Below are 26,289 nucleotides of genomic sequence, written 5' to 3' on the forward strand. Positions count from 1 at the left end.
TTTAAAGGCTAGAACCAGCGTTCGGTGACAACTTTTTTCCGTGTGTAAAATTGGACGCCGTCTTTTCCATTTGTCCCAAGATCACCGTAGAAAGAGGCTTTGTTCCCTGCGAAGGAGAAGAACGCCATTGGAGCCGGTACATTGACATTCACACCGATCATGCCGGCATCAATTTTGTCGCGGAATCGCTGAACGCTTTTGCCGCTTGACGTGTAGATCACAGCACCATTGGCAAATTTAGATTGATTGGTGAGCTCGATTCCCTCGTCAAGATTCTTTACACGTACAACACTTAAGACTGGAGCGAAGATTTCGTCTTGCCATATTTTCATGTCTGGCTTTACGTGATCAAAAATCGTAGCTCCTACATAGTATCCTTCATCAACATCCGGATCGCGCCCATCTACCGATAAAACGGCTCCTTCTTTTATGCCGCTTTCAATATAATCAAGGACGCGGTTTTTGTGGACTTCACGGATAAGTGGTCCGACGAAGTGATCCTCTGATCTGCCGTCTCCTGTTTTTAGTTTCCGTGTTTCAGAAACGAGCAATGCCATGAATTCATCAGCTATATCATCAACAACTGCCACCACGGAGCAGGCCATGCAACGTTCCCCGCTACTGCCAAACGCCGCTTGGATGATACCTTGAACCGATTTTTCAAGATGGCAATCTGTTAAGACAATCGCATGGTTTTTAGCGCCGGCAAGTGCTTGAACGCGTTTTCCGTTAGCTGTACCTGTTTGATACACGTACCTTGCTATCGGCTCAGAACCAACAAAGGAAATGGCTTTGATATCTTCATTCTCTAATAAACCGTTCACGACATCTTTCCCGCCATGCACGAGGTTCAGGACACCTTTTGGAAAACCTGATTCATAGAACAGCTCAACAAGCTTCTCTGCAAGAATAGGTGTCCGTTCTGAAGCTTTTAAGACGAACGTGTTTCCGCAAGCGATAGCCAGAGGGAACATCCATAGGGGAACCATCATGGGAAAGTTAAATGGCGTAATACCGGCAACGACTCCTAAAGGATAGCGCCAAATCGACCCATCGATGCCATCTGCTATCGCGGGCAGGGATTCTCCCATCATTAACGTAGGCGTTGCGGTCGCGAGTTCAACGACTTCGATTCCCCTCTGCACCTCTCCGCGAGCATCCTTTACTGTTTTGCCGTTTTCCATCGTGATGATGTCAGCTAACTGTTCTTTTTGCTGTTGAAGAAGCTGCAGGTATTTGTATAAATGTCTTGTCCTGTTGGGAACAGGAACCAATGACCATGTTTGATAAGCTTGTTGAGCGGCATGTACGGCGCGGTCTACATCCGCTCTCGTAGACAGAGGCACATAAGCAATGATGTTTCCGTTTGCCGGATTGATCACCTCTTCGACTTCGGCACCCGCAGAATCAATCCATTCCCCATTAATATTGTTTTTCATTTTTTTAGCATTGGTTGTTATCATCTCCTCATCACCTTTCCTTACATATGAGCAGTCGTCTGCTCGCTTATTTTTTTATATAAGACAGACATATCTTTTTCGCCATATCCGTTCTTTTCCGTTTCTGCATAAAGGTCAAAGAGGATTTTGCTCACTGGCAGTTCCACGTTGTTCTTTTTGGCTAAATCCAATGCAAAGCCGAGATCTTTCAGTAGCAGCTTCAATGCAAAGCCGGGTTCATAGTTGTTATCTGCTATGAAGCTTTTATAGTTGCGCTCATAGATACGGCTCTGCCCATAGCTGACATTCAGCATCTTAAACAATTGATCAAGATCTAAATTGCTTTTTTGGGCGAGGTGCAGAGCTTCGCTGACTCCAGCTGTATAAAATCCAATCAAAAGATTGTTGATCAACTTCGTATTCGTCCCGCTGTCAACCTTCTCATTCACATGGAAAATATTCTTGCCCATTGCCTGAAAAACAGACATTGCCTGATCGAAAGCGGACTTTGAACCACCTACCATAAAAGTGAGCGTCCGGTTCACCGCACCTATTACGCCGCCGCTGACGGGGGCCGCCAGAAAGTCAACGCCCTTACTCCTCGCCGCCTCTTCAATGCGAATATTCAGTTCAGGAGCGACCGTACTCGTATCGATCAGTAGGGTACCGGGTTCAGCCAGATTGACGAGCCCTTTTTCCCCTAGAAAAACCTCCTCCACTGCGTTTGATGAAGGGAGGGTTGTAACCATGACGTCACTCAATTCAACCATCTTTTCAACCGGAATGCCAATCGTTCCTCCTGCATGATAGAAGGACATCTCAGCATCTTTGTTGAGGTCCATACCATATACTGTAAAGTTAGCCAGAAGCAAATTTTTCGACATAGGAAGACCCATGTTACCTAATCCGATAAAGCCGACTTTTTTCACAAGACTTCACTCCGTTCACACCGTATATTTTTCACAAGCGGCTATTGTTTGTGCGATTTCACGTTTTTGAGTAAACAGGTTGCTGTAGAGGGGGACAGGAAGGCTATGAATCTCTTCCAATGCGAGTTTTCTTTCGGTTTCATCTGATTTGATTCCTGATAAGACGGAAACTGCCATATCCTTAATTTTTCGGAAGCCTTCTTCACAAATGACGTTGGTCATCATCTCTTTCAACCGTTCGTCTTTTTCTTTTCCGTTCTTTTGCAATGCTTTTTCCGTACGAATGACAGCAGATTCCATCATATCAATTTCTTTCTTCATGTCGGCAAGGAGCCGCGAGTATTCCTGTTCCTGCTGAAGGTTAATGTTGGAGTATGTTAGTGTGTTCAAAGATTTGTTGAGGAGACAATTGGATAGGTAAATATATTGCCAGTTGCGTTTTTTTGGCTTGTTTAATTGAGTTTCAAACTTTGCTGTGACGCTTTGCTGCGCTTTTTTCATCAAAAGCTTGGCAATTGTCAACCGGTTTATTTCGTTTGTACCTTCAAATATTCGGCTGATCCGCACATCCCGGTACAATCGTTCCACTTCGTACTCCTGCATGTATCCGTAGCCGCCGTGAATCTGTACAGCCTCGTCTACGATCCGGCCGAGTATTTCGGAGCAGTTTACCTTATTGATCGCGCATTCTAATGCAAAGTTTGCTAGTTCTCTCAATCTTTCGTCTAATGACTCAGCAGAATGAAACACATTATCCAAGCTGTCTGCCGCTCTGTAGGCAGCGCTTTCCGCTCCATAAATAGATACCGCCATATCCGCAAGTTTTTCCTGAATCATGGAAAAGCTAATGATTGGTCTATTAAATTGTTTACGATGTATTGCGTAGTTTATGGAAAGGTTCAATGCTTGTTTCGATGTTCCGATGTTTGAAAAGGCCAGTTTTAATCGTGCGATGTTTAAAATGTTCAACGCCACGCGATGCCCTTTTCCGACTTTTCCCAGAACATTCTCTGTCGGTATGCAGACATCTTCCAAGATCAAGGTTGCCGTTGAAGATCCTTTGATCCCCATCTTTTTCTCTTCAGGTCCAATCGAAACACCTTTATACGACCGCTCTACGATAAATGCGGTCATGCCTTCATCCGTTTTTGCAAAGACAACATAAACATCAGCCACTTGTGCGTTTGTAATCCATTGTTTTTCACCATTTAAGATCCAAGCTGTTCCTTGCTTGTTCAGGACGGCGGTTGTTTTGGCGTTTAAAGCATCCGATCCTGCATTAGGCTCTGTCAGGGCATATGCTCCGATCCATTCTCCAGATGCGAGTTTCGGAAGGTATTTTCGTTTTTGTTCTTCTGTTCCGTAATAAACGAATGGCAATGTCCCGACACCTGCATGAATATTAAAGGAGACGCTGAATGATCCGCCCGCTCCCATCTTCTCGGCTACGAGCCCTGAAAGCTTCTTGTTGAGAGATAGGCCGCCGTATTCTTCCGGAACTTCGATACCAAGCAAGCCAAGCTCTCCCGCTTTCTGAAATAACTTTTTTACGTTTTTGTGATTTTGATGCTGATCAATTGATTCAAGTAGAGGGATTACTTCGTTACCAACAAATAATTCCGTCGTTTTTGAAATGAGCTGCTCTTCCTCGTTGAAGTCTTCTGGAGTAAATACTGCAGCTGATTTAGAAATAAAGGGGCAATTCCATCGAAGTTCTGCTTTACCCATCACTTACCTCCTCGTTTTACGCATAAATAAATGATGTTGGAAACGCTTACATTATTTTTTTGATATGAATCATTGACTTCTTTTCTAACGGTCGGTATCTTTCTTGAATTGTTTTATTCAGCAGCGACGGCAACGGGGCTTCTTCATTTTTATGGAACGTGCATGCATATGCAAGTGTTTAGTTGCCAAACCAAGCATATCAAATATTTGAAAAATTGACAAATATTTTCGCAGGTGAGTTTATTTTACTCCGAAATGCTTGACTATATTCTTCTCCCTTTCCTAACTCTGATCGTATCTATTCTATAACTTTTTCACAAAATCAGTTAGAAAAGCTTTATGCGCCGTTGTACCGGCTTCATCGACTGTTGACAAAATGAGACTTTCGCTTATTAGATTCAATTCAGGGCATACATCTACACACAAGTTGAAGTCTGCAAAAATATCAAGAGAATCCCTCACATAAACATTGCTTGATGTCAAACCCCATGTTAGCGTGAAAAGCTATGGAATTCTTATTCATTATGTAATCTTTATGTGGGAATACTTTTTTTGAAATGCTATATCAATGTCTACCTGCCTCTTTCCCCCTTTAATTCTGTTCTAGATTGAGAGAAAAAACCGATCAGAAATCTAATCATACCCCATCCTCTTCAACAAAAAACTTGTATTGGGAAAGTGTATAATAATTTTATTTTGATTATGAATCTATTCATAAATAACACGATTTGCACTTCATTTTACAGTATCTTTCAATTTTTTATAGAACGGGAATTATTGGATATTTCACTTGATGGTTACGAAGAACTTTTCAATAAAACTAAATAAAATTTGTGGGTGATGCTATGTTTACCGTCTTTGTATTTGTCAATCAGATGGGAATGGATCTTTTTTATGATTACATTTCGTTCCTTCTCACCCAAATGTAATAACCAAGACAAAGTCCCTATTCTCTCACACCACTCTTCAGTTGTAAACGAAACTTTATAATCAAAGTTATATGTGTCTGTCATATCGAAACCGTATTTTTCCCATTCTTTGAACCATTCTATTGGAAAACTGTTTATCGATTGTTTTGAATCGGCTTTTGAACCAGCAGGCTTGAGCTGTTCGGCGGGTATAAACTTTTTTAACATTTTCATTGTATCTTTCACCACTTGGTCAAAACTGACAAATCCTGAATCCATTACAATTAAAAATCCACCAGGTTTTAAGATTCTCCTAATCTCTTTTAAAGAAGCTTCGCGATCAAACCAATGCCATGATCTTAAAGCCGTTACAAAATCAAATGAAAGGTTTGGCAATCCTGTATCTTCGGAGTACTTGTTTAAATATTCAATTTTTGTATCAAGATTAATTGGGCTTCTTGTATTAATTCCATAGAAGGCTCAACACCGACCACTTTCGCTCCTTGATCAAATAGCATCCTAGTCAGGACGCCAGTGCCCGATCCCAAGTCCACAATGGATTTTCTCAGAAAGTCAATTCCTCTTATCGTTTAACTCTTCATTAATTCCTCCGGTAAATCATTTCTATATAGAGCATACTCTTTTGCCACTTTTCCGAAGTCTGCTTTCACTGTTTACAACACCTTTCTTGATTATGATTTATGATGGTTCGTATAAAAAGACTAACCACCTTCTCACAACAATATTATGAATAATTGGGAAGTTTAGGATTCGTTGTCTTAAGTATATGTAGGCTTGATTTTTTTGTCCATTATAAAAAAATATGAAGGATGTTTTCTTATTATCCCTATGAAACACTGGATAAAGGAAAGAACCCTCCGGATCTGGAGAGTTTTATTTAAATTTTCACCTCTGTTTGCGTAACTAAAATAACAACAGGGAAAAATTATTTTTTCCACTATCTAAATTCGCTCAAAACCATCTAGGTTCTAAGCAAGGGAATGGTAAAGGTGTCTTGTTTAGACATTCCGATTGGTATGGTAAAACTGCTAATCTGGCAATGAATTGGGACAACATGGCATCGGCGATTGAAATCAAGTAACAGTTGCTAGAAAATTTAAAATCACGATTCTCTTTTAAAAGGAGAACCGTGATTTTTTAGTTTTAAGCTTTATACAGAATTTTTCTTGTCACAATGTAAGCAAGTTTGATCACATCTTGAGACATATTAATCAAACGTTAAAACCAGTACTAACTCTTATACTCTCATCATCTCTTGGACAAGGTGGTGAAAATTGGACTCCCTTGATATCCGAAAGAAGTAGTGACACAGTAGAAAATATCATAACGTTAAATAAAACAGATTATGTTCAACACACGGAACAGAAAAATTATACGCCAAATCCAAAACAAACCGGTAAAAACAAACGAGAGTACTTTTAAGTTGATTAGTGACAGAATGATATTTTTAAAATAGGTTTTTTGAACATATTATTTATACAAGTACTTTTTTTATTCCTATAAAAAACAATTTCCTAACCAAATCGATTCATGCTAAACTCGTAAACCTTCAGAAAAATATTTAAAATAAGTCCCACTTCATTTTTTCGATTTCACCAATTGCTATTTGTTTTTATTGTCCTTTGACAAAAGATCTTTAAGCGTCTCTTGATCATGTCTACCATCTTTCCTGGAACAACTTGACCAATGACTTTGCCATTATCATAAGGGAATGAATTCTTTTTCGATGTTATATTTGCTAAAATTAAATTGTTGCTTCAAGACGTAATTTTGCTCAAAAAATATACACTAAAAATACCTGATCTAAATAGATTGCTAAGTAAAATATGGAGGTAGACATCATGGGGAGATCGAGTCAAATTGAACAGTTTGAAAAACGATTTGCAAATGAAGTGATTGAGGTTGCCGCAGTCACTGGTCCATCAGGGATTGGAGCTGGAAGAGCAGGCGGTGATGTGATGTGGAATGCCTCCATTCCAGTAATTGCTTGGAAAGAGATGGATAGCAACAGACCTGCTATTCAGGAAGAGTTGAGGTTGGAATGGCTTGTCAATGATGACGAATGGCAAAAAACGAGAGATATTTTCTCGAATACCATTGTCAGACTGTATGTTCGCAAAGGAAACCAAGCGATGATGTTGGTAAAAGTGGCAGATAAAGCCTATCAGGATGATGAATTGCAAAACATTTTGCAGAATGCGCTGAAACCGATTAATTACAGGGATGAAAAATTGGGTACCTTTAAGTTGGACAAGTCGGTCAAACTGTTTGAGAAGGAAATAACTTGGGCTGGACAAGAAGGAATTCTCTACTTTGACTGGAATGAAAACGAACAGGAGATGAAGGCGTCGCTAGCAACCGCACATACTCTATTCCAAGATCCAGTTCAATGGAATGCTAAAATACGAGCTTACGCAGCGGAAGAACTGGTTGAATTGGCCAATGACTGGCTGCAAGATAACGATGAGGCAGAGTTTGACGCGATCACTAAGGAACTGTTCATCGAACTCATGGAATTTAACAGTATCAGTGTGTATTCTGATGGAGACTTTGAAGTATTCTTTGATGACGGTGATATGTTTTGGGGACACTCGATCATCGTTAGCGGTCATCGAAACGGTATATTTGAGTCAGCAGAGATTGCAGGATAAGCGGGACGGTGCATTTTGTACGGCGACAACACCCCTTTCCGCTTTCCTCAAATAGAGAAAATATTTGCGGAAGTCGTGTGAATCGGAGGTCATGATTGATGGAGATTGAAGCCTTTAAGACATTGAAAGAAATAGGAAAGACACCTGTAATCGCACAAATTGGAGGATTCCGTCCGGAAGTTGGTAGACATAGTTGGTTTGGTGGACACTTCTACATAAACACGAAAAAGGGTTGGCCAAGTGATCAGGATGGGTACATGATTCCGCTATTGCAAGCATATTTGCCGGAAATTCCCGGAGGTATCGAAAGTGTGGGTGAATCTGGGATGATTCAAGTCTTTCTGAACCGCAAGACATTGCCGCTCAATCTTGCTAAAAATGGTGACGGGTGGAAATTAATCGAATACCAGTCTATAGACGGATTGCAGCTAGTTGACACCCCTGAAGAAGCGAGACTATTAAGAGAATTTCAGATGAAATGGAATTTGTCCAATACGATTGATTATCCGTGTTGGGAAGAAGCTTGGACATATGCAGACTTAACGGAAGTGAATGAGGATGATGAGATGTCTGACCGATTTTTCGATGAATTTTCGCGCTACTCGTTTACGAAAATCGGCGGCTATGCTTCCTACATCCAATCTCCAGACTTATCGGAGGATTTTCAATTCGTAATGCAGATTGCATCAGAAGAGAAGCCGCGCTTTATGGTCGGAGACAATGGAAATCTATATTTTTTTAGATCGCTTGTAGATGGGGAATGGTACATGAAATGGGATTGTTTTTAGATATTGGTCCCTTCCCCGCTTCATTGTTTGTATTTTCAACTATCTCCCTTCTACCCCTTTTTGTTAACTCAAGAAATTTAGCTCACTTATCAAAAACGAAAAGGCATGTGCCGGTACATTTTCGGACACATGCCTTTCGTTATGTTTCTAATATTCTGACGTTGCAAAATTTCGACATTCTTGTGCACAATGTAAGCAAGTTTGACCACATCTTTGCGATCGTTCATCAGGGTGTTGTAAACAGTGGTTTCCACAAATCTCACAAATTTGCGCACATAATGAAGCGATCAATTTTGAAAAATAGCTAGAACGTGCAATATACTTTGCTGTTAATGTACATATATCAGCACAATCCCGAAGTAACCTTAATTGCTCTTTCCTATGGCTTGAACCGTCTATTTGTAAAATCAAATTCCCAGTATGTTCGCAAATTGCTTCACAATTTTGGATCGTCTTAACAATTCTATGATATGACATGTGACTTTGATTCATATAATGCGATTTATTAAGATGCATGAAAACGCCCTCCATTAACCATTTTCTATATCATCATATGGATGGACATTTACCTATGTTTAACAAAAAACAGCATTATTCAAATGCTGCTGAGAAACCTCTATGATAAAAATAACGGCCCATAATAAGTGAAGCCTAAAGCGACAAGAGCTTCTACTAACGAAACGGAAACAATTACTTTATGATTGACAGATTTTTTCACGGCAATTAGTTTTTGACCAATATAATTGACTAAATAAAACGAACTAAAGAACAATATAACTCCAAAGAAAATGGCAATAATGGAATTGAACATATGAAGTCCTCCTTTCTAAAGTTTAAGAAGTTCTTTTATCCATTGATCTAATTGCTCTTTAGACATTTCACCTTCAAATTTGCGTTTAATCGTTCCGTCAGGGCTGATAAAGTAAGAAACAGGGAGGTTGTTGACGCCCCATGAATTATAGATGTCACCGGTCTTATCTAATACGACCGGAAATGTGAGCTGATGATCATTTAAAAAGTTTTTCACAGTTGCATCTGGTTCTTGAATATTAACAGCAACAACTTCAAAACGATCATTTTTATATTGTTGGTAAGCCTGCTCGATCACGGGCATTTCTTTTTTACATGGACCGCACCAAGAGGCCCAAAAGTTCACAAGCACAGCCTTTCCATGGAGATCTTTTAAATTTATTTTTTCACCAGCTAATGTTGTCCATTTAAAATTTGGAGCTTGTTCGTTCAGTTGCCCTGCTGCTTCTGTTTTTTTGTTTGCGAAGTTTTGATAAATTGCAAACCCTACAGCTAAGGCTAAAACGAAAATGATCAAGATCCGAAACCGCGAGTGTTTTTGGTTGTTCATTTATTTGCTCCCCCTGTTTGATCTTTCATCACCATTTTAAACAAAATTTAGAAAAGGAGTCAATCAAATGAAACCAATGATCTTGTGGTTCATAACTTGTTTAGTATTTCACAAATGAGACCCGACTTTTATTAAAAATTAGCTCTTGAGCTAGGTTTTGGATGAGTTCATATCAGAACTTTTTATATATTCTTGAATAATCGAGTTTATGATGTGTAAAGAATCCAGTTCCCCAGAAGAAAAAGAGGTAACGGGATATTCTTTTTGAAATAGAACCGTATTGATCTGCCTTGGCGACAGCCCACTTTCGTAGAGCCTGATAATTTCTCCTTGGAGGTCTAACAAATAATCTAGCTTTCTCTGTAAAGCTGAACGTCCATCCTTTAAATAGCCAGCATGACAGCAAAAGATTTCTTCAAAATCATAAGTTAACACTTTTTTTAAGGATTCAATAACGGTTGGGATGTTCTCTTCACGTAAAGTAACTTTTGGCTTCTCCTGGCAGTACAAATCCCCAGTAAAAAGCTGACCGCTTTTCCGATTTAAAAATGCCAAATGATCGCTAGTATGACCAGGTGTTTCAATGACATCCCAAATGGCATGACGGGATAAAAAAGTGTTTCCAATTGGCTTTGCATGAAAAGGACTGCGCTTCCCCCAAAAAAATTCCCGATACATTTGATAATCTGGCTCCTGTTTACAATAATCTAACATCTTATGATTCATATAAATAGGCAGCTTCAGTTCTTTTTGTAAAAATGCTGCACAGCCTGTATGATCTTCATGAAAATGTGTAATGACAACTTGATCGATATCTTGTTCTTTAAAGAATGGTTTTAGTTCCTTTTCCACTGATTTTGGGCCAGTATCAACTAAAACGCCATCCACCATAAAACAATAAACATTTAATTTTATTCCTTGAGATGCTACTGTGGACTTTCCTATTCGAACAGCGTTCATTGTTTGCTGTTTGAAATTCTTTGTCAGATTCATTCAGTGACTCCTTTCACAAATCCATTTGTTAGATTTTAACACATAATGAATGAAGAATCATTCATTTATTTGAGAAGATTTTGGAAGTCTCCAACGATAACTTGCGACTTCCTTGAATTTTATATGTTGTTTAACGTAAAAAAAAGGCGTCCAATCGTCAAAAATCGACCTATGGACAGCCCCTTTGGATGAAGGCAGAAGTAAATTATAAGTTTGAGACGATACATTCAATACGTCCAGACACTTGGAAATCACCAAATTGATCAGGCAGTAAGAGATGATCACCTTTTTTGAGGGCATATTCATTTCCATTTGTAATAATGTGCCCTTCCCCATTCATGACACTGATCAAAAGAAACGGTTTTTCTTGTTTCAAGCTAACAGTTCCTGTTAAATCCCACTTTTTCACAGAGAAAAAAGGAGATTCAATGAATAAGGTAACATGCAAATCATCTATTTTTTCATATTGAATAGTGGGTTGCATTGCTGTAAAAGGAACGTCTATCACATCAATGCTTTTTTCTAGATGAAGTTCTCGTAGATTTCCTTGTGCATCTGTTCTGTCATAATCATATAATCTGTAAGTTGTATCAGAATTTTGCTGTGTTTCTAAAATTAAAATACCTTCACCGATCGCGTGAACAGTCCCGCTTGGAACATAGAAGAAATCTCCTGGTTTCACTTTTACCCGACGGAAAAGTTGATCCCATTGTTTACTTTCTATCATAGAAATAAGTTCTTCTTTTGTTTTAGCATGATGTCCGTAAATAATTTCTGCATTTTCTTGGCAGTCAATCACATACCAGCATTCTGTCTTACCGAGTTCACCGTTTTCATGTTCATGTGCATAATCGTCATCCGGGTGAACTTGAACAGACAAATCTTGATTCGCATCTAAAATTTTCGTAAGGAGAGGGAAACGATCTCCCTCCACATTTCCGAATAATTCCGGATGTTTTTCCCATAGTTCGCCAAGAGAAAGTCCTTTATACGTTCCGTTTTGAACAATGCTTTGTCCATTTTGATGTGCTGCAAAAGCCCAGCACTCACCAGTCTGTTCAGATGGAATGTGATAACCGAAAGAGGTTAAAGATTTACCGCCCCAGATTCTTTCCTTGAATACAGGTTCAAAAAATAGTGGTTCAATCAATTCAATTTACCTCACTTTATACAATTTCATCCAGAAGTTTGTATGCCTCTTCTTTTGTTTTAACAGCTAATAAACGTTCTCTATAATGATCATCCATTAATTTTCGAGACAGCATTTGCAGAAGTTTTAAATGTGCATTCCCTTCACTTTCTTTTGGAACAGCAATCATAAAGATTAATTTTGCTTTTGATCCATCAAGGCTTTTCCAATCAACGCCAGATGGCTTGATACCAAATACAACACTTGGTTTTTTGACAGCGTCTGATTTTCCATGTGGAATTGCAATGTTCATGCCGATTGCTGTCGTACTCTCTGCTTCACGTTTTAAAATAGCTTGTTTAAATTCACTTTCTGAATGTAATGCACCTGCATGTGCTAACTTTTGAATCATTTCATCAATAATATCGTCGCGAGTTTCCCCTAATAATTTAGGTTCGATCAGCTCTGTGCTTGTGATATCTGTCAACTTCTGAATATCTGTTGTTTCTGACGGTTTGCTAGCTGTTTGAACGGATTGTTGTGGAACATCTCTTGAACCTTGATTTGGTTTCACTTCTTCATTGATGTTTTTTTTCAACGCATTGACTAATAAAGCAGCTACAATTGATCCGACAATGACAGCAACAAAGAACATCAAGACATTATCAACCGCTCCTAATACCGCAACAATCGGACCACCGTGTGCCACTCTGTCTCCAACATGACCGATCATAGCGATAACCGAACCTGTCATTGAACCAACCATAATACTTGGGATGACACGAAGTGGATCTTGCGCTGCAAATGGGATAGCGCCTTCAGTGATACCGAATAACCCCATTGTAAATGATGCTTTACCCATTTCTTGTTCTGTCGCTTGGAATTTTCTTTTACCTATGAATGTAGCAAGTCCCATACCAATAGGTGGAATACAAATAGCTGCAGCAATTGGACCCATGATTTCATAGTTTCCTTCACCAATCATTGCTGAGCCGAACAAAAATGCTACTTTGTTAACAGGACCGCCCATATCAAATGAAATCATAGCACCTAAAATTAATGCGAGAAGAATAGAACTTGATCCTTTCATGCCTGATAACCAAGCTGTTAATGATTCAAATAATTGAGAAACTGGTGCACCGATAAAGAATACAAATGCTAAGCCGACGATTAGTGAAGCGAATACCGGAATAATAATAATCGGCATAATCGGCTGAATGGCTTTTGGAACTTTTAATTTCTTAATTGCCAATGCTGCATAACCTGCTAAAAACCCAGCGATAATACCACCGAGGAAACCAGCGCCGCTTTCACTTCCATAAAAACTTCCGGTTGCTGCAATGTAACCGCCGATCATACCGGGAACAAGACCTGGTTTATCTGCAATACTATATGCAATATAACCAGCCAAAATCGGGATCATGAATGAGAATGAAGCAGCACCGATTTGTTCAATCGTTTTCCAGAAAGAGGCATCCGGAATAACGATACCTTTTGGTGTTTTTTCTCCCCCAATCGTTAGAGCGATGGCAATTAATAATCCACCAACTACAATGAATGGAACCATAAACGAAACACCATTCATTAAGTGCCGATAAATCGGATTTTGTTTTTTCTCCTGTTGGTTGGTGTTTTCTGTTTTTGAATTTGACTGATAAACAGGAATATTTCCTTTTATAGCTTTGTTAATTAATTCTTCCGGTTTGCGGATACCTTCCTGAACGCCGACAGAAAGTACCTTTTTACCTGCAAATCGATCTTTGCTTACCGTTCGGTCTGCCGCAATGATGATGGCGTCTGCTTCGCGAATATCTTGTTCGGTCAGTTCATTTTCTACCCCTATCCCGCCTTGGGTTTCTATTTTCATTTGTACGCCCAATTTGTCAGCTGCTTTTTGAAGGTTTTCTGCTGCCATATACGTATGGGCAATTCCATTTGGACATGATGTAATCGCTAACAGTTTCATGTTTCAATCCTCCTTAGGATTTAGGTTTTTTCTGGGCCCATATTTACTATATATCAAAACAATCATTATAAAAGTTTTGTTTTTTACCGTAGTTTCCGGTAAAATTGCTTTTTTTCTGAAGAAAACAAAAAAAGCAAGGCATCCACCTCACTTTTAGTATTCCAAATAAGATAAGAATTTTATCACATCTGTTTCTTTCGTTAGCTTTTGAATAAATGCTGGTTGTTCGCTAATAAAAGATAGTTCATGAAATAATTGTCTTGTCATTTGTTGATCCTCATGCTTAACAGCGAGCATAAAAACGAGTGAGACTTTCTCCGTTCCCCAATCAAGCGGTTCTTTTAGTGTCGCAATTGCAATCGCAGATTGCTTAATAAATTTCGCATTTGCATGGGGGATAGCAATTCCGCTACCGATTGTGGTTGCTGACATTTTTTCTCTTTGTACGGCATGTGCAGCATAGTCTTTTTCTACATAGCCTTTCTCATACAAAGACAGCGCTAATTTTTCAATTAATTTGTAGCGATGTTGCGGTTCTTCCTGTAAAAAAACTAAAAACGGTGTTGTATTATTGATCATCGTAAATTTTTTCTGTTTTCTTTCAGGTGCTTCATCAAGGTGATTGATGAACTCTTTTAATTTCTTCTCTTCCCCTGCTTCTAAAAGTGGTGATACAACAATATGAGGAATTTTTAATTTTTCAAGAGAGACGGTTGAAATGACGGACTCAACATCCTTATGCTTTCCCAAATATTCTGCTAGATCAGCTTTTGCAATACAATCAATCACATGCATTTGCGGGAATTTTCGTTCAATCTTTGTCCGTAATAGTTGTGACATGCCAATTCCCATATGACAAACGATAATGACTTTCTTTTGTGTTTCGCTGTTTTGATTTAAACGTTCGATCGCTGCTTGAAAATGCAAAGTGAGGTACGCTGCTTCTTCTTCAGGAATTGTCAGCGCAAATGATTGATTAATGTCTGCCAAAACATCAATTACGATATTAAATAGATAAGGATACATCTTTTTAATGTCTTGAAGCATCGGATTAGATACAGAAAGATCATAATGAAGTCGATTTAATGTTGTATTTAAATGAATGGTTAATCCATTCCGCAACATTTGATCATCACTAAAATCCAACATCTTCAGTTTTGAAACACGATCAATTAAATGATTCAGTACCTCAACAAGCAGAGGGTTTTCCTCACCTTGCCATAGTGGATAACGAACTTTCCCACCCAAAATATGCAATGTTAAGTAGACGATTTCTTCTTTAGGAAAAAGGACAGAGAAAACTTGTTCAAGTCTTTTTAAATAAGCTGTTGTCCATTGAAATTCCTTTTTTTCTCGTACAAGTGTCATTTCTTTTTCAGAAATAGAGATCGGTTGTTTCATTTTCATTCGTCGAATCATCAATAAAGTGTGCAATAATAAATTTTCAAAGGTTTCGTCAGTGAAATATAAAGAATGCCGTTTCTGTAATGATTGGAGTTCATTTTTAACAAATTCAATTTCATGAGACAAAAATTTCTTTTTAATAAATTGACTGGCAAATTCCCGATTGTCAATTAAATCAGCGATCCGTGCCAACGCTTTGCGTTTATTCTTCTCACTTCCAGTAATCATTAAGCCTAGTCTTTGCTTTGATACTAATGTTAACTGATACTGTTTCAGCCATTCTTCAATTTGAGTCAAGTCTTTTTTGATGGCTGCTTTATTCAAGTAATGTTTTTCAGCAATTTCTTTTGCCGTAACAGGCTTATCATTCATTAATAAATGATAGGCGATTTGCAAAACTCTTTTCTCATCGGTTTCGTCTGTTATTTGGTGATGTTCTGAATATAATTGTTGTAGAAAAAACATCTTTTCATGTTCTTCAATGTTTAAATAAACACCTAGTCCTGGTTTTCGAATCAGTTCGGCATCAGAATGTTCTGTTATATAGTCTTCAATTACTTTTAAATCATTACGAATCGTTTTTTCAGAACACTTCACCTTGTCTGCAAAATCCTGTACTAATAAATAATCATCAGGTTCAGATAACAACAGATACAAAATGTCTTTTTGTCTTTCATTCATGAATTTCACCTGTTTCTTCTATCCTCCCTGTCCGTTTCACTAATACTTATTATAGTATAAGTATATGATATAAGAAATCGTTTACACTATATTATACAGTGAAATAAAACAACGAAAAAAATAGATTTTTACCGAAACTTCCGGAAAAACAGTTTTTTAAAAGCAAAATAAAGCCACTTTGATTAGCAAAGCGGCTCTATAATAGATATTATTTACTATATATTTTTAAATATGAGATCAAAATTCGCGTTTCTTATAAAAGTTTAGAGATAAAAAATAAGAACAGACAAAAATGAGCAGCACTACTCCAATCATGAATGTTGATATTCCTGCAGATGATAATTGGTTGAATATTGACACCAACTGTCCTTTTTCACTTAAATATTCGTATAGTTTTGTTCCTCCAAATAGAAAAGTAAAGAAAATGATAAAATTCGGAATCCTCGATTTTATAAATCCATATTTGAAAATGAATGGAAACGATAATGAAGCAAACAACGTGACAATGATGACAACCCCTTCGAGTACTTGAAAAGAAATAGACAGTTCAGGTAGAACATTAAGCTGATTGACAACCAAAAAAATAAGACTGTAACCAATTGTCGCATACAAGGCATAAACGTATACTGATAAATATTTCGCTAAAACAATCGTGCTTTTCTTAATAGGTAAGCTGATTAGGATTTTGTCACTGTTGTTTTTTTCTTCCAATGAACTTGCCCCTAATGCCAATTGATAAGAAATTGCCAAGACGCCGATCGTAAGTCCTGCCGAGCCGATTTTAGACAGAAAAAAAGTAAAGAAAATCATGATTAAAATAGATATTTTTACTGCTTTTTTTTGCATTAAAATATCCTTCTTAATAAGATAATACACGACGATCACTCCTGCTTGTCGAAAATACTAAAATATCTTCTAATGTTGGCTTTTCAACCATCACTGTATCCCCAAAAAGTTGCACAATTTCCTTTTTGTTTTTTGATAATGCTTCAAAACCGAAATTGTTTGTTTTCAAGCCGATCAACATGTCTTGATGACTCAAGATGTCTTTGCTTCCTTTAACAATGCAGTATTCCTCCAAAAGCTCGTCTTTTGTTTGACTAAGAATGATTTCACCATGATGAATGAGTGTAATAAAATCGGCGACTTTTTCTAAATCAGATGTAATGTGGGTTGAAAAGAAAACCGATTTGTTCTCATCTTCTAATAATGCTTGCAATACATCCAATAGTTCAGATCTGACTAGCGGGTCCAATCCAGATGTCGGTTCGTCCATGATCAGGAGATCAGCATGATGGGAAAGTGCAATCGCTAATGAAAACTTCATTTTCATGCCTTTTGATAACTGTTTGATTTGTTTTGCCAATGGAAGCTGAAAATCTTTTGCATATTGTTGAAAAACAGCTTCATCCCAGTTTGTGTAAAACGGACTGATGATTCCCTTCATTTCGTTTACGGTTAGTTCTTCATAAAAATGATTTTCATCATAAACAAAACCGATTCGTTGTTTAATATCGAGCTGATGTTGTTGATGATCCAACCCAAAAATATTGATTTCACCTTGATCTTTCTTAATTAAATTCATGATCAGTTTAATTGTTGTGCTTTTTCCCGCCCCATTGGGTCCGATAAAACCCATAATATAGCCTTTTTCAAGGGAAATATTGATATTTTGTAATGAAAAATCCTGATATTGTTTTGATAGATTTTTGATTTCTAGTATGTTATTCACTTTTACCACCCCTCATATATCAGTTTGAGCATCTTCTGAAGTTCTTCAAATGATAAGCCGATAAGTTTTGCCTCAGTAATGGCTGCTGTCATTTTTTCTTCGATCGATCTCACTTTCGTTTCTCTTAACATCTCTTGATTAATGGCAGCTACATATGAACCTTTCCCGGCAACTGTAACAATGAAGCCGTCTTTCTCCAGCTCATCATAGGCTCTTTTCGTTGTAATGACACTGATTTTTAGTTCTTTAGCCAAGTTTCTGATTGATGGAAGTGCCGTTGATTCTAATAGTTCTCCCTTCACAATCTGTTCTTTAATTTGGCTAACGACCTGTGCATAAATAGGTTCATCAGATGAATTTGAAATGAAAATCTTCAAAGCATAACATCCCTCTATTCGTTATTACTGTATATATACAATATAAACAGTAATAACACGTTTGTCAACTTTCACTATGCTTTTCATATAATGAGATGGGTTAAACACCGTTGAAATTTTTGGGGGGATAATGATGATAAGTGATCGAATGCAACAGCTGATCAATAAGTTAATTCAAATTGAATACCAGTCTGCATACTTATATTTAGCCATGTCAAATTACTTCAATCGTTTAAACTTGACTGGTATCGGGCATTGGTTTAGAGTCCAGCATGATGAAGAGCGCGGTCATGCATTAAAATTAATCGACTATTTAACCGACCGTAATGGGGTTGTGCAAATCAAAAATATCCCTGAGCAACCGATCAATTTTGGAAATGCGGTTGAGGCTTTTCAAAAAGTGTTAGCACATGAACAATATGTAACAGAAAATTATCGACAAGCATATACGATTGCCCAACAGGAAGGAGATCAACAAAGTATCGTGATCTTTTTGGAGTTCTTGAAAGAACAAACGGAAGAAGAAGCACAGACTATTACTATTCTGGAAAGATTTCAGCTTGCTGGCAATAACGCATCTGCTGTTCTCTTACTTGATCAAGAACTTGGTCAGCGGGAGCCTAGAGGACAAGGAGGATAATCATTCGCATATCATAAAGGGGCTGTCCTGAAAGGGGATTTTGCTCGCTCTCCGCGAGCCTCCTCTGAGCTCGTTCCTTGCTCCTCTTGGGTCTCGCCTGGCTCGCTGTTTCCGCAGGAGTCTCGCAATTCCCCCCTGATTTATGTTGAAAAAGGACTTTTTAGACATTCCTTTCGATTATTGGAGGATTTTCCTCGTATTCGTCCAGTCGGTTACAACGTCTCGATAATGATTTTGATTAAAAAACTGGGTGGAACAATTGAAGAACAGATTGCGGGACTATTACACGATGTATCTCACACCGCTTTTTCACATGTTATTGACTTTGTTGTTGATCATAAGGAAGAGGATTTCCATGAAACCATTTATAAGAATGTCATTTATAATTCTGAAATACCAGATATACTAAATATCTTAATATTGAAAAGTGATGAATATCAATAACTGGAGTATTTTAGAGAAACCTTTACCGCTTCTTTGTGCTGATAGAATTGACTATACATTAAGGGACATGTATCATTACTCTGATATAAAAAAAGAAGAGATTAATGTATTCTTAACATCATTAGGGATAGTTGAGGATTGTATCTGCATTAAATCTATTGCCTATGGCAGAGTGGTTCACAGATCTATATTATAAGGAGGTTATAGACTTTTTTCTTCATCCATTAAATGTTTACGGGTACAATACGTTAGCAAACACCTTAAAAATCGCTATTGATGAAAATGTGATTTCTCTAAACGATTTTTTATTAGATGACAAAGCAGTTCTAAAAAAATTATTTAGAAGTAACAATCAACAAATAACAAATCTACTAGCCAAACTTCATCCAAATGTAAAGGTAAAAGAAGATGAAGAAGCTTATGACATCCATGTAACTAAAAAACCCAGAATAATTGACCCGCTCGTATGCCTTGATGGTATTCAATTAGAAAAAGCTTCCGAAGTATCGCCAATTGTAAAAAAATTAAATCAAAATGCGATTAAAAAAGTCAATAAAGGAGCATTTGTTAAAGTGGTGAGTAGTTAAAAGCAAGTATTAGCAAGTAGAACCAATGCGCCTATAGGGGGTAGCGTCAGGAAAATGCGGATTTACAACGTTAAGCGCATTTTCCTGAGAACTAGCCTACTCTTAACAACGTTAAGGAAGTTTTAACGGTCTTAGGGAACTTCCTGGTACAACTGTTTTCGAATCAAAGCGATACTCACCCAGCAAATTTATATGTTCCCATCCTAAGGGTAAAATATGGTGTAACAAGACTTTATTAAATTCACCCGTCTTGCTTAAAGTGTTCACAAGGTATAGGGAGACCGATATTCGCTAATTTAAAGATGCTATATGCTGATCAGACATATTGTAACTCCTTTCCAGTGTTTGTGAAGCCTCGTTCAAGTTCCAGCAGTTGTGCTTTCATTTCCATTCCGCCACGATAGCCCGTCAGCGAACCATTTTTGCCGATAACACGATGACATGGAACAGTAATGAGGACTGGATTTGTTCCAATCGCCCTGCCAACAGCCCTAACCGCAGTAGGTTTTAGAATTTGTTGAGCAATATCCGAGTAGGATCGAGTTTGACCGTATGAAATATCACATAGTGCCTTCCATACGGCTTCCTGAAAAGGTGTGCCATGATAAAAGATTGGAATGGTGAACCGATTGAGCTTGCCTTGAAAATAACGAACAAGCTCATCTGCAATGGGTTGCAATTTTTCGTCATCTTGAATCAGGTCGTTTCCAGGCAAGTAATAATTTTTCCATTTCAACAATTCATCGAATGGCTGATTTTGCGATCCGACAAAACATAAGCCATTTTTTGTTGCAGCGATGTGCATTTTCCAGTTTTCATAAGAAAACAAGGACCAATAGAGAGCACTGCTTTTTTTAGTTGCCATTTGAAAACGCCTCCTTCAAATGTTGTCTTTGCTGTTTACGGTAAGCTTCCGGCGTTTGTCCGGTTTTCCTCTTAAACAGCGTGATAAAATATGATGTATTAGAAAGTCCGACAGACTCACCAACTTCAGAAACTGGGTCATCAAAAGTAGTCAATAACATTTTCGCCTTTTCCATTCGAACATGCTGGATGTAGTCCACCGGGGTCATACCTTTGATTTTTTTAAACGTTCTATGTAAGTGATAAGGGGTTCCATGACTCAGAAGCGCAAGGACTTCAAGCGTCAACTTTTCATCGTAGTGGCTATCCACAAATTCAGTTATGAAAGCAATCCACTCCTCATCGGGAAATCTTTTCCAGGTTGGCTTGCACCGCTTGCAGGGACGATAATGTGCCGCTAAAGCTTGATCAGCATTTTCAAAAAAGCCAATATTTTCTCTTTTGGGTACTCTTGATTTACAAGAGGGGCGACAAAAAATCCCTGTTGTTTTCACTGCATAAAAAAATTGTCCATCATAAGAAGCATTATTATTGACAATAGCCTGCCATTGTTCATCAGTAACAGGAACAAATAGAATTGGCTTGTCAGAGTCTGGTTGTTGGTTAGTTTGGTTCGTGTTTGTTTTCCAATCGTATGTCATTTTGAATCACCTCTAGCTTCAGTATAAACCTCGAAATCCTGAAAACAAGATATTGTAAGCATTTTGAAATGTAACAGCAAGATAACGAAATTATAATGACGAGTTGTTATGAAATTCAACTCGTCACAAATATACACTTGGAGGATTGTCGATATAACTGCTAGAGGACAAGGGGATAATCATTCCTATATAATAAAGACCTCCATGTGTTGTGGAGGTCTTTCGATTATTGGAGGATTTTCCTCGTATTCGTCCAGTCGGTTACAAAGACTCGATAAGCACACCTAGACCATTTTGCCTAAGAAAGCTTTTTACAATTTCGTTTGTGAACTGATTCCTTTTATTTGATCGTGTGACAGCAGATATATTGCGAAACAGGTTGAGCCAAAGCCGGCAATGTTGCTATCATTGTCTTCCTGCAACATTGCTTTCTTAGTGATTAATTAGTCGATTTCCAGCTAGCCACATGTATACTGGCAATCTGGTCAACGTCTGATGTATTCGCTTTTCATTTTCCCTCTGCCATTTCCTTTGTTTCTGCAAAACGCTTAATTCGGTCACCGATTTCATCCCGTACTCGCTGAAAAAATGCCCATTTCTCTGCTTCTGTTCCTTCGGCTTTTGCCGGATCATCGAAGCCCCAATGTTCGCGTTTCACGCTCGCTGGTGTTACAGGACATTTGTCTGCTGCGTCTCCGCATAATGTAATGACAAGGTCAGCATTGTTTAAGATATTTTGATCAATGATATCAGACGTTTGTTCAGAAATATCAATACCTGCCTCTTTCATAGCTTTAACGGCATTTGGATTTAAGCCGTGTGCTTCAATTCCTGCGCTGTAGACATTCCACTTGTTCCCTAGATGTTTTTTCGCCCAGCCTTCAGCCATTTGGCTGCGGCAAGAGTTACCTGTGCATAAAAAGTAAATTGTTTTTTTCGTCATTGGTGATCGTCTCCTTTTTTAATGAATGATGAGAAGCCAGATATAAAGCCCGATTAGTGTGATAAAAAGTGTTGGAATTGTCAAGATAATGCCGGTTTTAAAATAAGTTCCCCAAGAAATCTTCACACCTTTCAAGGAAAGAACGTGAAGCCAGAGAAGTGTTGCCAGTGAACCGATCGGTGTAATTTTTGGACCGAGATCAGAACCGATCACATTGGCGTAAATCAATGTCTCCCTGATAAGCCCATCGGTATCTGTGCTTTGAATGGCAAGCGCATCAATCATCACAGTCGGCATATTATTCATAACAGATGACAAAATAGCTGCAATAAAGCCCATACCAATTGTCGCAACAAAAAGACCTTGATCAGCTGTAGCTTGAATCACTTTTGCCAATACATCTGTTAACCCCACATTTTTCAATCCATATACAACGACATACATCCCAATCGAAAAGAAGACGACCGCCCAAGGTGCTCCTTTTAAGACTGCCTTTGTATGAACAACCGGACTTTTTTGTGCAGCAAACAAGAAAAAAATCGCGATTATACCAGCAATGATTGAGACTGGGATAGCAAACAGCTCACTAATGAAATAACCTGCTAATAGAATAGCTAAGATCAACCATGATAAGTGAAATATCTTTTTGTCTTTGATCGCCTCACTCGGTTGTTTGACATCTGTCATGTCATAATGCCGTGGGATGTTTTTTCTGAAATATAGATAAAGAACGATAATGCTTGCAAATAGTGAAAACAAGTTAGGGATCATCATTCTTGTTGCATATTCGATAAAGCCAATCTTAAAGAAATCTGCGGACACAATATTGACTAGGTTGCTCACTACAAGCGGGAGTGATGTAGTGTCAGCAATAAAACCACTTGCGATAATAAACGGAAAAACTAGTTTTTCTTTAAAGTTTAAGGCACGTACCATGGCAAGAACAATCGGTGTTAAGATTAAAGCAGCTCCGTCATTAGCGAAGAATGCCGCAACGATCGCCCCTAACAAAGATACATAGACAAACATCAGAGTGCCGTTTCCTTTGGCCGCCTTGGCCATATGCAAGGCAGCCCATTCGAAAAAGCCAATTGCATCAAGAATCAGGGAAATAATAATAATCGCAATAAAGGCAAACGTTGCATTCCAGACGATCCCTGTTACATCCAAGACATCCTCTATATCAACAACTCCGACAATTAATGCTAAAACAGCTCCGCCACAGGCTGACCAGCCAATTGATAATTGTTTTGGTTGCCAAATGACAAGTGTCAGCGTCATTAGAAAGATGCTAATGGCTAATATCGTCATAGCCATTCCTCCTTACTTGCATAAAACTGGTTTTTCTTTTTGTTTAATGACTTGAAAAAGGTGGTCATGGTCATCGATTTGATTGAGAATCGTGAGCACTAATTCACGCTCTGGAAAATCATCGTTGAGTGAATAAAACCGCCATTGTTCTTTACGTTCTTCCTTGATCAGGTTCGCTTTTTTCAATTTCCGTAAATGCTGGCTTATCGCAGGTTGACTCGTTTCAAACATGTTGACAAGTTGGCAAACACAATAAGGTTTTTGTTGAAGCAACTTCAACATAAGTAATCTAGTTGAATCACATAAAAGCTTCATACAATTCACTGTACATGCTATATCAAGTTTCGTTTGGATGATCATATCATGCCTTCCCTTCCTCCTATTTGAAGTCTGTTCAGTAAATTCATTATATAATCAGTTGCTTATATAATCAACTGATTATTAAAAATCACATCTGTATTATCTTTCCTTGAATTGATAAAAATAATCCGAGTATCAAAAGAAATAAAAAAACCCCTATTTTAAGGGGCTAAATTCTTCAACTAACGGCTTTTTACTAAAAGGTTGACCGCTTCTTCAACCATTTTTCTTGTGTCTTTGCCTGAAGCAATTTCTTCTGTCAGACATTTTTCCAGGTTTGTCGCTACGATGACAGCGATCGTTTTATCAACAGCACTTCTAACTGCAGAAAGCTGTGAAATGACATCTTTGCAGTTTTTTTCTTCATTCATCATCCTGATGACTCCGCCAACTTGTCCTTCAACTCGTTTTAAACGTTTGATGATTTGATCATTATATTCCATAACGAACACTCCCACTACAATATTTCGCTTATTTTATCTATTATACACAGAAATCTCGTATACACATACTCCTTTAAGTAGTTCTTAATAAGATTCCTAGTCTATTGTACGAATAAGATAAAGGCGACGTTTAAAACGCCGCCCATCAGGGGAAAATTACTGTTTTTGAATCCAAAATTTGAAGATCCCGTTTTCTTCTGTATGTTTGACTAATTCATGCCCAGCTGATTTGGCCCAAGCCGTTAAATCACTTTTTGAGCCTTTATCAGTTGTGTGAATTTCGAGAATCTCCCCGCTATTCAGTTCATCCATTGCTTTTTTTGTTTTAATGATTGGCATTGGGCATGCTAAACCTTTGGCATCTAATTGAGTTGTTGATTTCATGTGTATCCCTCCGTCATATGTTTTCTGGGCCTGCAACAGCGCAGCGATTCGGCCCAATTTCCATCTCTATTTGTTCATCAAAAGAAGGTGTGATTTTTCCTTGGTTGATTAGCCGAATCTCTTGATAATGATTAGGTTGTGGTGGTAGATTTTCAGTAACTATTTTCTGAAATTCTTGTTCATCTTGGATGTTGAGACCGGTATTCCATGTAAATAAATCTTCTAAACGTTTGGCTACTTCGCCACGTTTTCCAAGTTCTGAAATAGTACCGAAGTGTGCTGGTAGAACAATCATTTCTCCAGAAAGCTGTTGATAACGTTGATATAGAGTTGTTCTAAGATCACCAGCTAGTTCTTCCGCTTTTCCAGCTAGATCTGGGCGACCAATTGATTCAATGAATAAGCTATCTCCTGTCATAAGAAATTGCCCGTCAATGATCAAAGACGTACTACCGCTTGTATGCCCAGGCGAAGAGATAGGTTCAACTTTTGAACATCCAATTGTGATATCATCGCCTTCCTCTAGTTTGTGATAGGCAAATGTAATCTCACTAGCATCTCTTTCCGGAATGTAATAAGCTGCTCCTGTACGTTCCGCCAACATGCGTCCACCGGAAATATGGTCAGCATGTAAATGAGTATCAATTGTTGCGACGATTTTGGCCCCTCTTTGTTTGGCAAACTGTTCAAAAACTTTGGTTGTTCTGATTGGATCAATGACAACCGACTCTTTAGCTGATTCGACATAGTATGATAGACACCCTTTTCCAATTCGGATGAATTGGAAGATTTCTCCTCCGTTTTGTAAGTCACCGATTTTAACCGGTTCAAGATGTTCACTCCATGCGATCATCCCGCCTTTTAAGTAATAAAGGTTAGTAACACCTTTTTGCGCAAGCATATCTGCGAGAACAATTGAAGAACCTTCTTTAGCGCATACAACGATAATCTCTTGATCTTTCGGAAGTTCTCCTAATATAGAGTCGACACCATCTAACATGTCATAGTAAGGGACATTGATCATTTCAATGCCTTCTCCTTCAATTTTCCACTTAGAATAATCGTTTGAATTGCGTACATCTAAAATAAAAAGAGATTTTTTATTGATGATTTTTTTCGTTAGCTCAGTAGATGTTATGGCTTGACATGCTGTTGGTACATTGGTTTGTTTGGATGCTGTTTTCCCTGTCCATTCCCCCATACCAGGTACTACATTCATTAACTTAGTAAATCCGTGATTCGCCAATAATTGTGTTGCCATTCCACTTCGCTTCCCTGAATGACAGATCACATATATTTCATCATCTTTATTCAGTTCATCCAATCTCTCCTTTATTTCGCTTAAAGGAATATTTACTGCATGTGGGATATGACGATCTTCATATTCGTCAATCTCGCGTACATCAATAATATTCAATATTTCGCCCTGTTCTACTTTCGCTTCAAACGTTTGTAGCGCCATGACTGGCACATCATCTGTAATTTGTTTTGTTGTTTCTCGATTTTTCCTGAAAAAATGTTTCAAAATATCTCCCTCCTTTTTTATAATACAAATACGTGTAAGGG

Annotated in this window: 27 protein-coding genes and 1 pseudogene; 4 read left to right on the plus strand and 24 right to left on the minus strand. The window is 38.1% G+C overall.

Annotation, left to right across the window (positions count from 1 at the left end; translation table 11 throughout):
* Positions 1–8 precede the first annotated feature (8 nt).
* The 5 genes from HOO54_RS12060 to HOO54_RS25175 all read right to left on the minus strand — a co-directional run bounded on the left by HOO54_RS12060 (position 9) and on the right by HOO54_RS25175 (position 5,522).
* On the minus strand, positions 9–1,463 hold the full coding sequence (locus HOO54_RS12060) for a CoA-acylating methylmalonate-semialdehyde dehydrogenase (protein WP_172295541.1): 1,455 nt from the start codon (positions 1,461–1,463) through the stop codon (positions 9–11).
* A gap of 17 nt (positions 1,464–1,480) precedes the next feature.
* Entirely contained in the window at positions 1,481–2,368 is an 888-nt protein-coding gene (locus HOO54_RS12065; protein WP_172295543.1) for an NAD(P)-dependent oxidoreductase, read from the minus strand.
* 15 nt (positions 2,369–2,383) lie between these two features.
* The gene (locus HOO54_RS12070) at positions 2,384–4,096 is read right to left on the minus strand and encodes an acyl-CoA dehydrogenase family protein (RefSeq protein WP_172295545.1); all 1,713 of its coding nucleotides are present in this window, start codon (positions 4,094–4,096) and stop codon (positions 2,384–2,386) included.
* 797 nt (positions 4,097–4,893) lie between these two features.
* Entirely contained in the window at positions 4,894–5,400 is a 507-nt protein-coding gene (locus tag HOO54_RS12075) for a methyltransferase domain-containing protein (protein ID WP_253907665.1), read from the minus strand.
* A 23-nt stretch (positions 5,401–5,423) separates the two neighbouring features.
* Positions 5,424–5,522 (minus strand): hypothetical protein, encoded by a 99-nt coding sequence (locus HOO54_RS25175; RefSeq protein WP_375335806.1) that lies wholly within the window; start codon positions 5,520–5,522, stop codon positions 5,424–5,426.
* Positions 5,523–6,866: 1,344 nt separating this feature from the next.
* On the opposite strand from HOO54_RS25175, the gene HOO54_RS12080 reads away from it, so the two are divergent.
* Both HOO54_RS12080 and HOO54_RS12085 read left to right on the plus strand, forming a co-directional pair.
* Positions 6,867–7,676 (plus strand): DUF2262 domain-containing protein, encoded by an 810-nt coding sequence (locus HOO54_RS12080; protein ID WP_172295547.1) that lies wholly within the window; start codon positions 6,867–6,869, stop codon positions 7,674–7,676.
* Positions 7,677–7,774: 98 nt separating this feature from the next.
* The gene (locus tag HOO54_RS12085; RefSeq protein ID WP_172295549.1) at positions 7,775–8,464 is read left to right on the plus strand and encodes a DUF1963 domain-containing protein; all 690 of its coding nucleotides are present in this window, start codon (positions 7,775–7,777) and stop codon (positions 8,462–8,464) included.
* Positions 8,465–8,611: 147 nt separating this feature from the next.
* Here HOO54_RS12085 and HOO54_RS25375 read toward each other — a convergent pair whose 3' ends face one another.
* The 10 genes from HOO54_RS25375 to HOO54_RS12130 form a co-directional block, all read right to left on the minus strand.
* Positions 8,612–8,995, minus strand: coding sequence for a four-helix bundle copper-binding protein (locus tag HOO54_RS25375; RefSeq protein ID WP_483861931.1), 384 nt, complete (start codon positions 8,993–8,995; stop codon positions 8,612–8,614).
* An 85-nt stretch (positions 8,996–9,080) separates the two neighbouring features.
* Positions 9,081–9,275: a hypothetical protein gene (locus HOO54_RS12090; protein ID WP_172295551.1), complete on the minus strand. Its 195-nt coding sequence runs from the start codon at positions 9,273–9,275 to the stop codon at positions 9,081–9,083.
* Between the two features lie 15 nt (positions 9,276–9,290).
* Positions 9,291–9,824 (minus strand): thiol-disulfide oxidoreductase ResA, encoded by a 534-nt coding sequence (resA, locus tag HOO54_RS12095; RefSeq protein ID WP_172295553.1) that lies wholly within the window; start codon positions 9,822–9,824, stop codon positions 9,291–9,293.
* A gap of 150 nt (positions 9,825–9,974) precedes the next feature.
* Positions 9,975–10,817 carry an MBL fold metallo-hydrolase gene (locus tag HOO54_RS12100; protein ID WP_172295555.1) on the minus strand — a complete coding sequence of 281 codons (843 nt, stop codon included), beginning with the start codon at positions 10,815–10,817 and terminating at the stop codon, positions 9,975–9,977.
* Between the two features lie 205 nt (positions 10,818–11,022).
* Entirely contained in the window at positions 11,023–11,967 is a 945-nt protein-coding gene (gene manA, locus HOO54_RS12105; RefSeq protein ID WP_172295557.1) for a mannose-6-phosphate isomerase, class I, read from the minus strand.
* Positions 11,968–11,983: 16 nt separating this feature from the next.
* Positions 11,984–13,912: a PTS fructose transporter subunit IIABC gene (locus HOO54_RS12110; RefSeq protein WP_172295559.1), complete on the minus strand. Its 1,929-nt coding sequence runs from the start codon at positions 13,910–13,912 to the stop codon at positions 11,984–11,986.
* Positions 13,913–14,065: 153 nt separating this feature from the next.
* Positions 14,066–15,997, minus strand: a complete 1,932-nt coding sequence (gene manR / locus HOO54_RS12115; protein ID WP_216664766.1) for a mannose transport/utilization transcriptional regulator ManR — start codon at positions 15,995–15,997, stop codon at positions 14,066–14,068.
* A 237-nt stretch (positions 15,998–16,234) separates the two neighbouring features.
* Positions 16,235–16,873, minus strand: a complete 639-nt coding sequence (locus HOO54_RS12120; protein ID WP_172295563.1) for an ABC-2 transporter permease — start codon at positions 16,871–16,873, stop codon at positions 16,235–16,237.
* Positions 16,857–17,729, minus strand: coding sequence for an ABC transporter ATP-binding protein (locus tag HOO54_RS12125; protein WP_172295565.1), 873 nt, complete (start codon positions 17,727–17,729; stop codon positions 16,857–16,859). Before HOO54_RS12125 ends, HOO54_RS12120 begins: the two co-directional genes overlap by 17 nt.
* A 2-nt stretch (positions 17,730–17,731) precedes the next feature.
* Positions 17,732–18,106: a GntR family transcriptional regulator gene (locus HOO54_RS12130; RefSeq protein WP_172295567.1), complete on the minus strand. Its 375-nt coding sequence runs from the start codon at positions 18,104–18,106 to the stop codon at positions 17,732–17,734.
* Between the two features lie 133 nt (positions 18,107–18,239).
* Between HOO54_RS12130 and HOO54_RS12135 the strand changes: the two genes are divergently transcribed.
* Positions 18,240–18,746, plus strand: a complete 507-nt coding sequence (locus HOO54_RS12135; RefSeq protein WP_172295569.1) for a ferritin — start codon at positions 18,240–18,242, stop codon at positions 18,744–18,746.
* A 575-nt stretch (positions 18,747–19,321) separates the two neighbouring features.
* Positions 19,322–19,777 (plus strand): hypothetical protein, encoded by a 456-nt coding sequence (locus tag HOO54_RS12140; protein ID WP_172295571.1) that lies wholly within the window; start codon positions 19,322–19,324, stop codon positions 19,775–19,777.
* A 316-nt stretch (positions 19,778–20,093) separates the two neighbouring features.
* On the opposite strand, the gene HOO54_RS12145 is transcribed toward HOO54_RS12140, so the two are convergent.
* The 9 genes and pseudogenes from HOO54_RS12145 to HOO54_RS24310 all read right to left on the minus strand — a co-directional run.
* Positions 20,094–20,642, minus strand: a complete 549-nt coding sequence (locus HOO54_RS12145; protein ID WP_172295573.1) for a methylated-DNA--[protein]-cysteine S-methyltransferase — start codon at positions 20,640–20,642, stop codon at positions 20,094–20,096.
* Positions 20,632–21,282: a bifunctional transcriptional activator/DNA repair enzyme AdaA gene (locus HOO54_RS12150; protein ID WP_216664767.1), complete on the minus strand. Its 651-nt coding sequence runs from the start codon at positions 21,280–21,282 to the stop codon at positions 20,632–20,634. Before HOO54_RS12150 ends, HOO54_RS12145 begins: the two co-directional genes overlap by 11 nt.
* A gap of 508 nt (positions 21,283–21,790) precedes the next feature.
* A complete protein-coding gene (gene arsC, locus HOO54_RS12155) occupies positions 21,791–22,225 on the minus strand; it encodes an arsenate reductase (thioredoxin) (protein ID WP_172295575.1) in 435 nt (144 codons plus the stop codon).
* 18 nt (positions 22,226–22,243) lie between these two features.
* Entirely contained in the window at positions 22,244–23,542 is a 1,299-nt protein-coding gene (locus HOO54_RS12160; RefSeq protein WP_172295577.1) for an arsenic transporter, read from the minus strand.
* Positions 23,543–23,548: 6 nt separating this feature from the next.
* Positions 23,549–23,896 (minus strand): ArsR/SmtB family transcription factor, encoded by a 348-nt coding sequence (locus HOO54_RS12165; protein WP_172295579.1) that lies wholly within the window; start codon positions 23,894–23,896, stop codon positions 23,549–23,551.
* A gap of 182 nt (positions 23,897–24,078) precedes the next feature.
* Entirely contained in the window at positions 24,079–24,339 is a 261-nt protein-coding gene (locus HOO54_RS12170; RefSeq protein WP_172295581.1) for a metal-sensitive transcriptional regulator, read from the minus strand.
* Between the two features lie 156 nt (positions 24,340–24,495).
* A complete protein-coding gene (locus HOO54_RS12175) occupies positions 24,496–24,723 on the minus strand; it encodes a sulfurtransferase TusA family protein (protein WP_172295583.1) in 228 nt (75 codons plus the stop codon).
* A 13-nt stretch (positions 24,724–24,736) separates the two neighbouring features.
* Entirely contained in the window at positions 24,737–25,924 is a 1,188-nt protein-coding gene (locus HOO54_RS12180; RefSeq protein WP_253907787.1) for an MBL fold metallo-hydrolase, read from the minus strand.
* A pseudogene (locus tag HOO54_RS24310) lies at positions 25,919–26,185 on the minus strand (rhodanese-like domain-containing protein); the annotation flags it as partial. The pseudogene HOO54_RS24310 and the gene HOO54_RS12180, both read right to left, overlap by 6 nt.
* Positions 26,186–26,289: the final 104 nt, after the last annotated feature.

It is taken from the genome of Bacillus sp. WMMC1349 (assembly GCF_013155385.1).
GTDB lineage: Bacteria > Bacillota > Bacilli > Bacillales > Bacillaceae > Bacillus.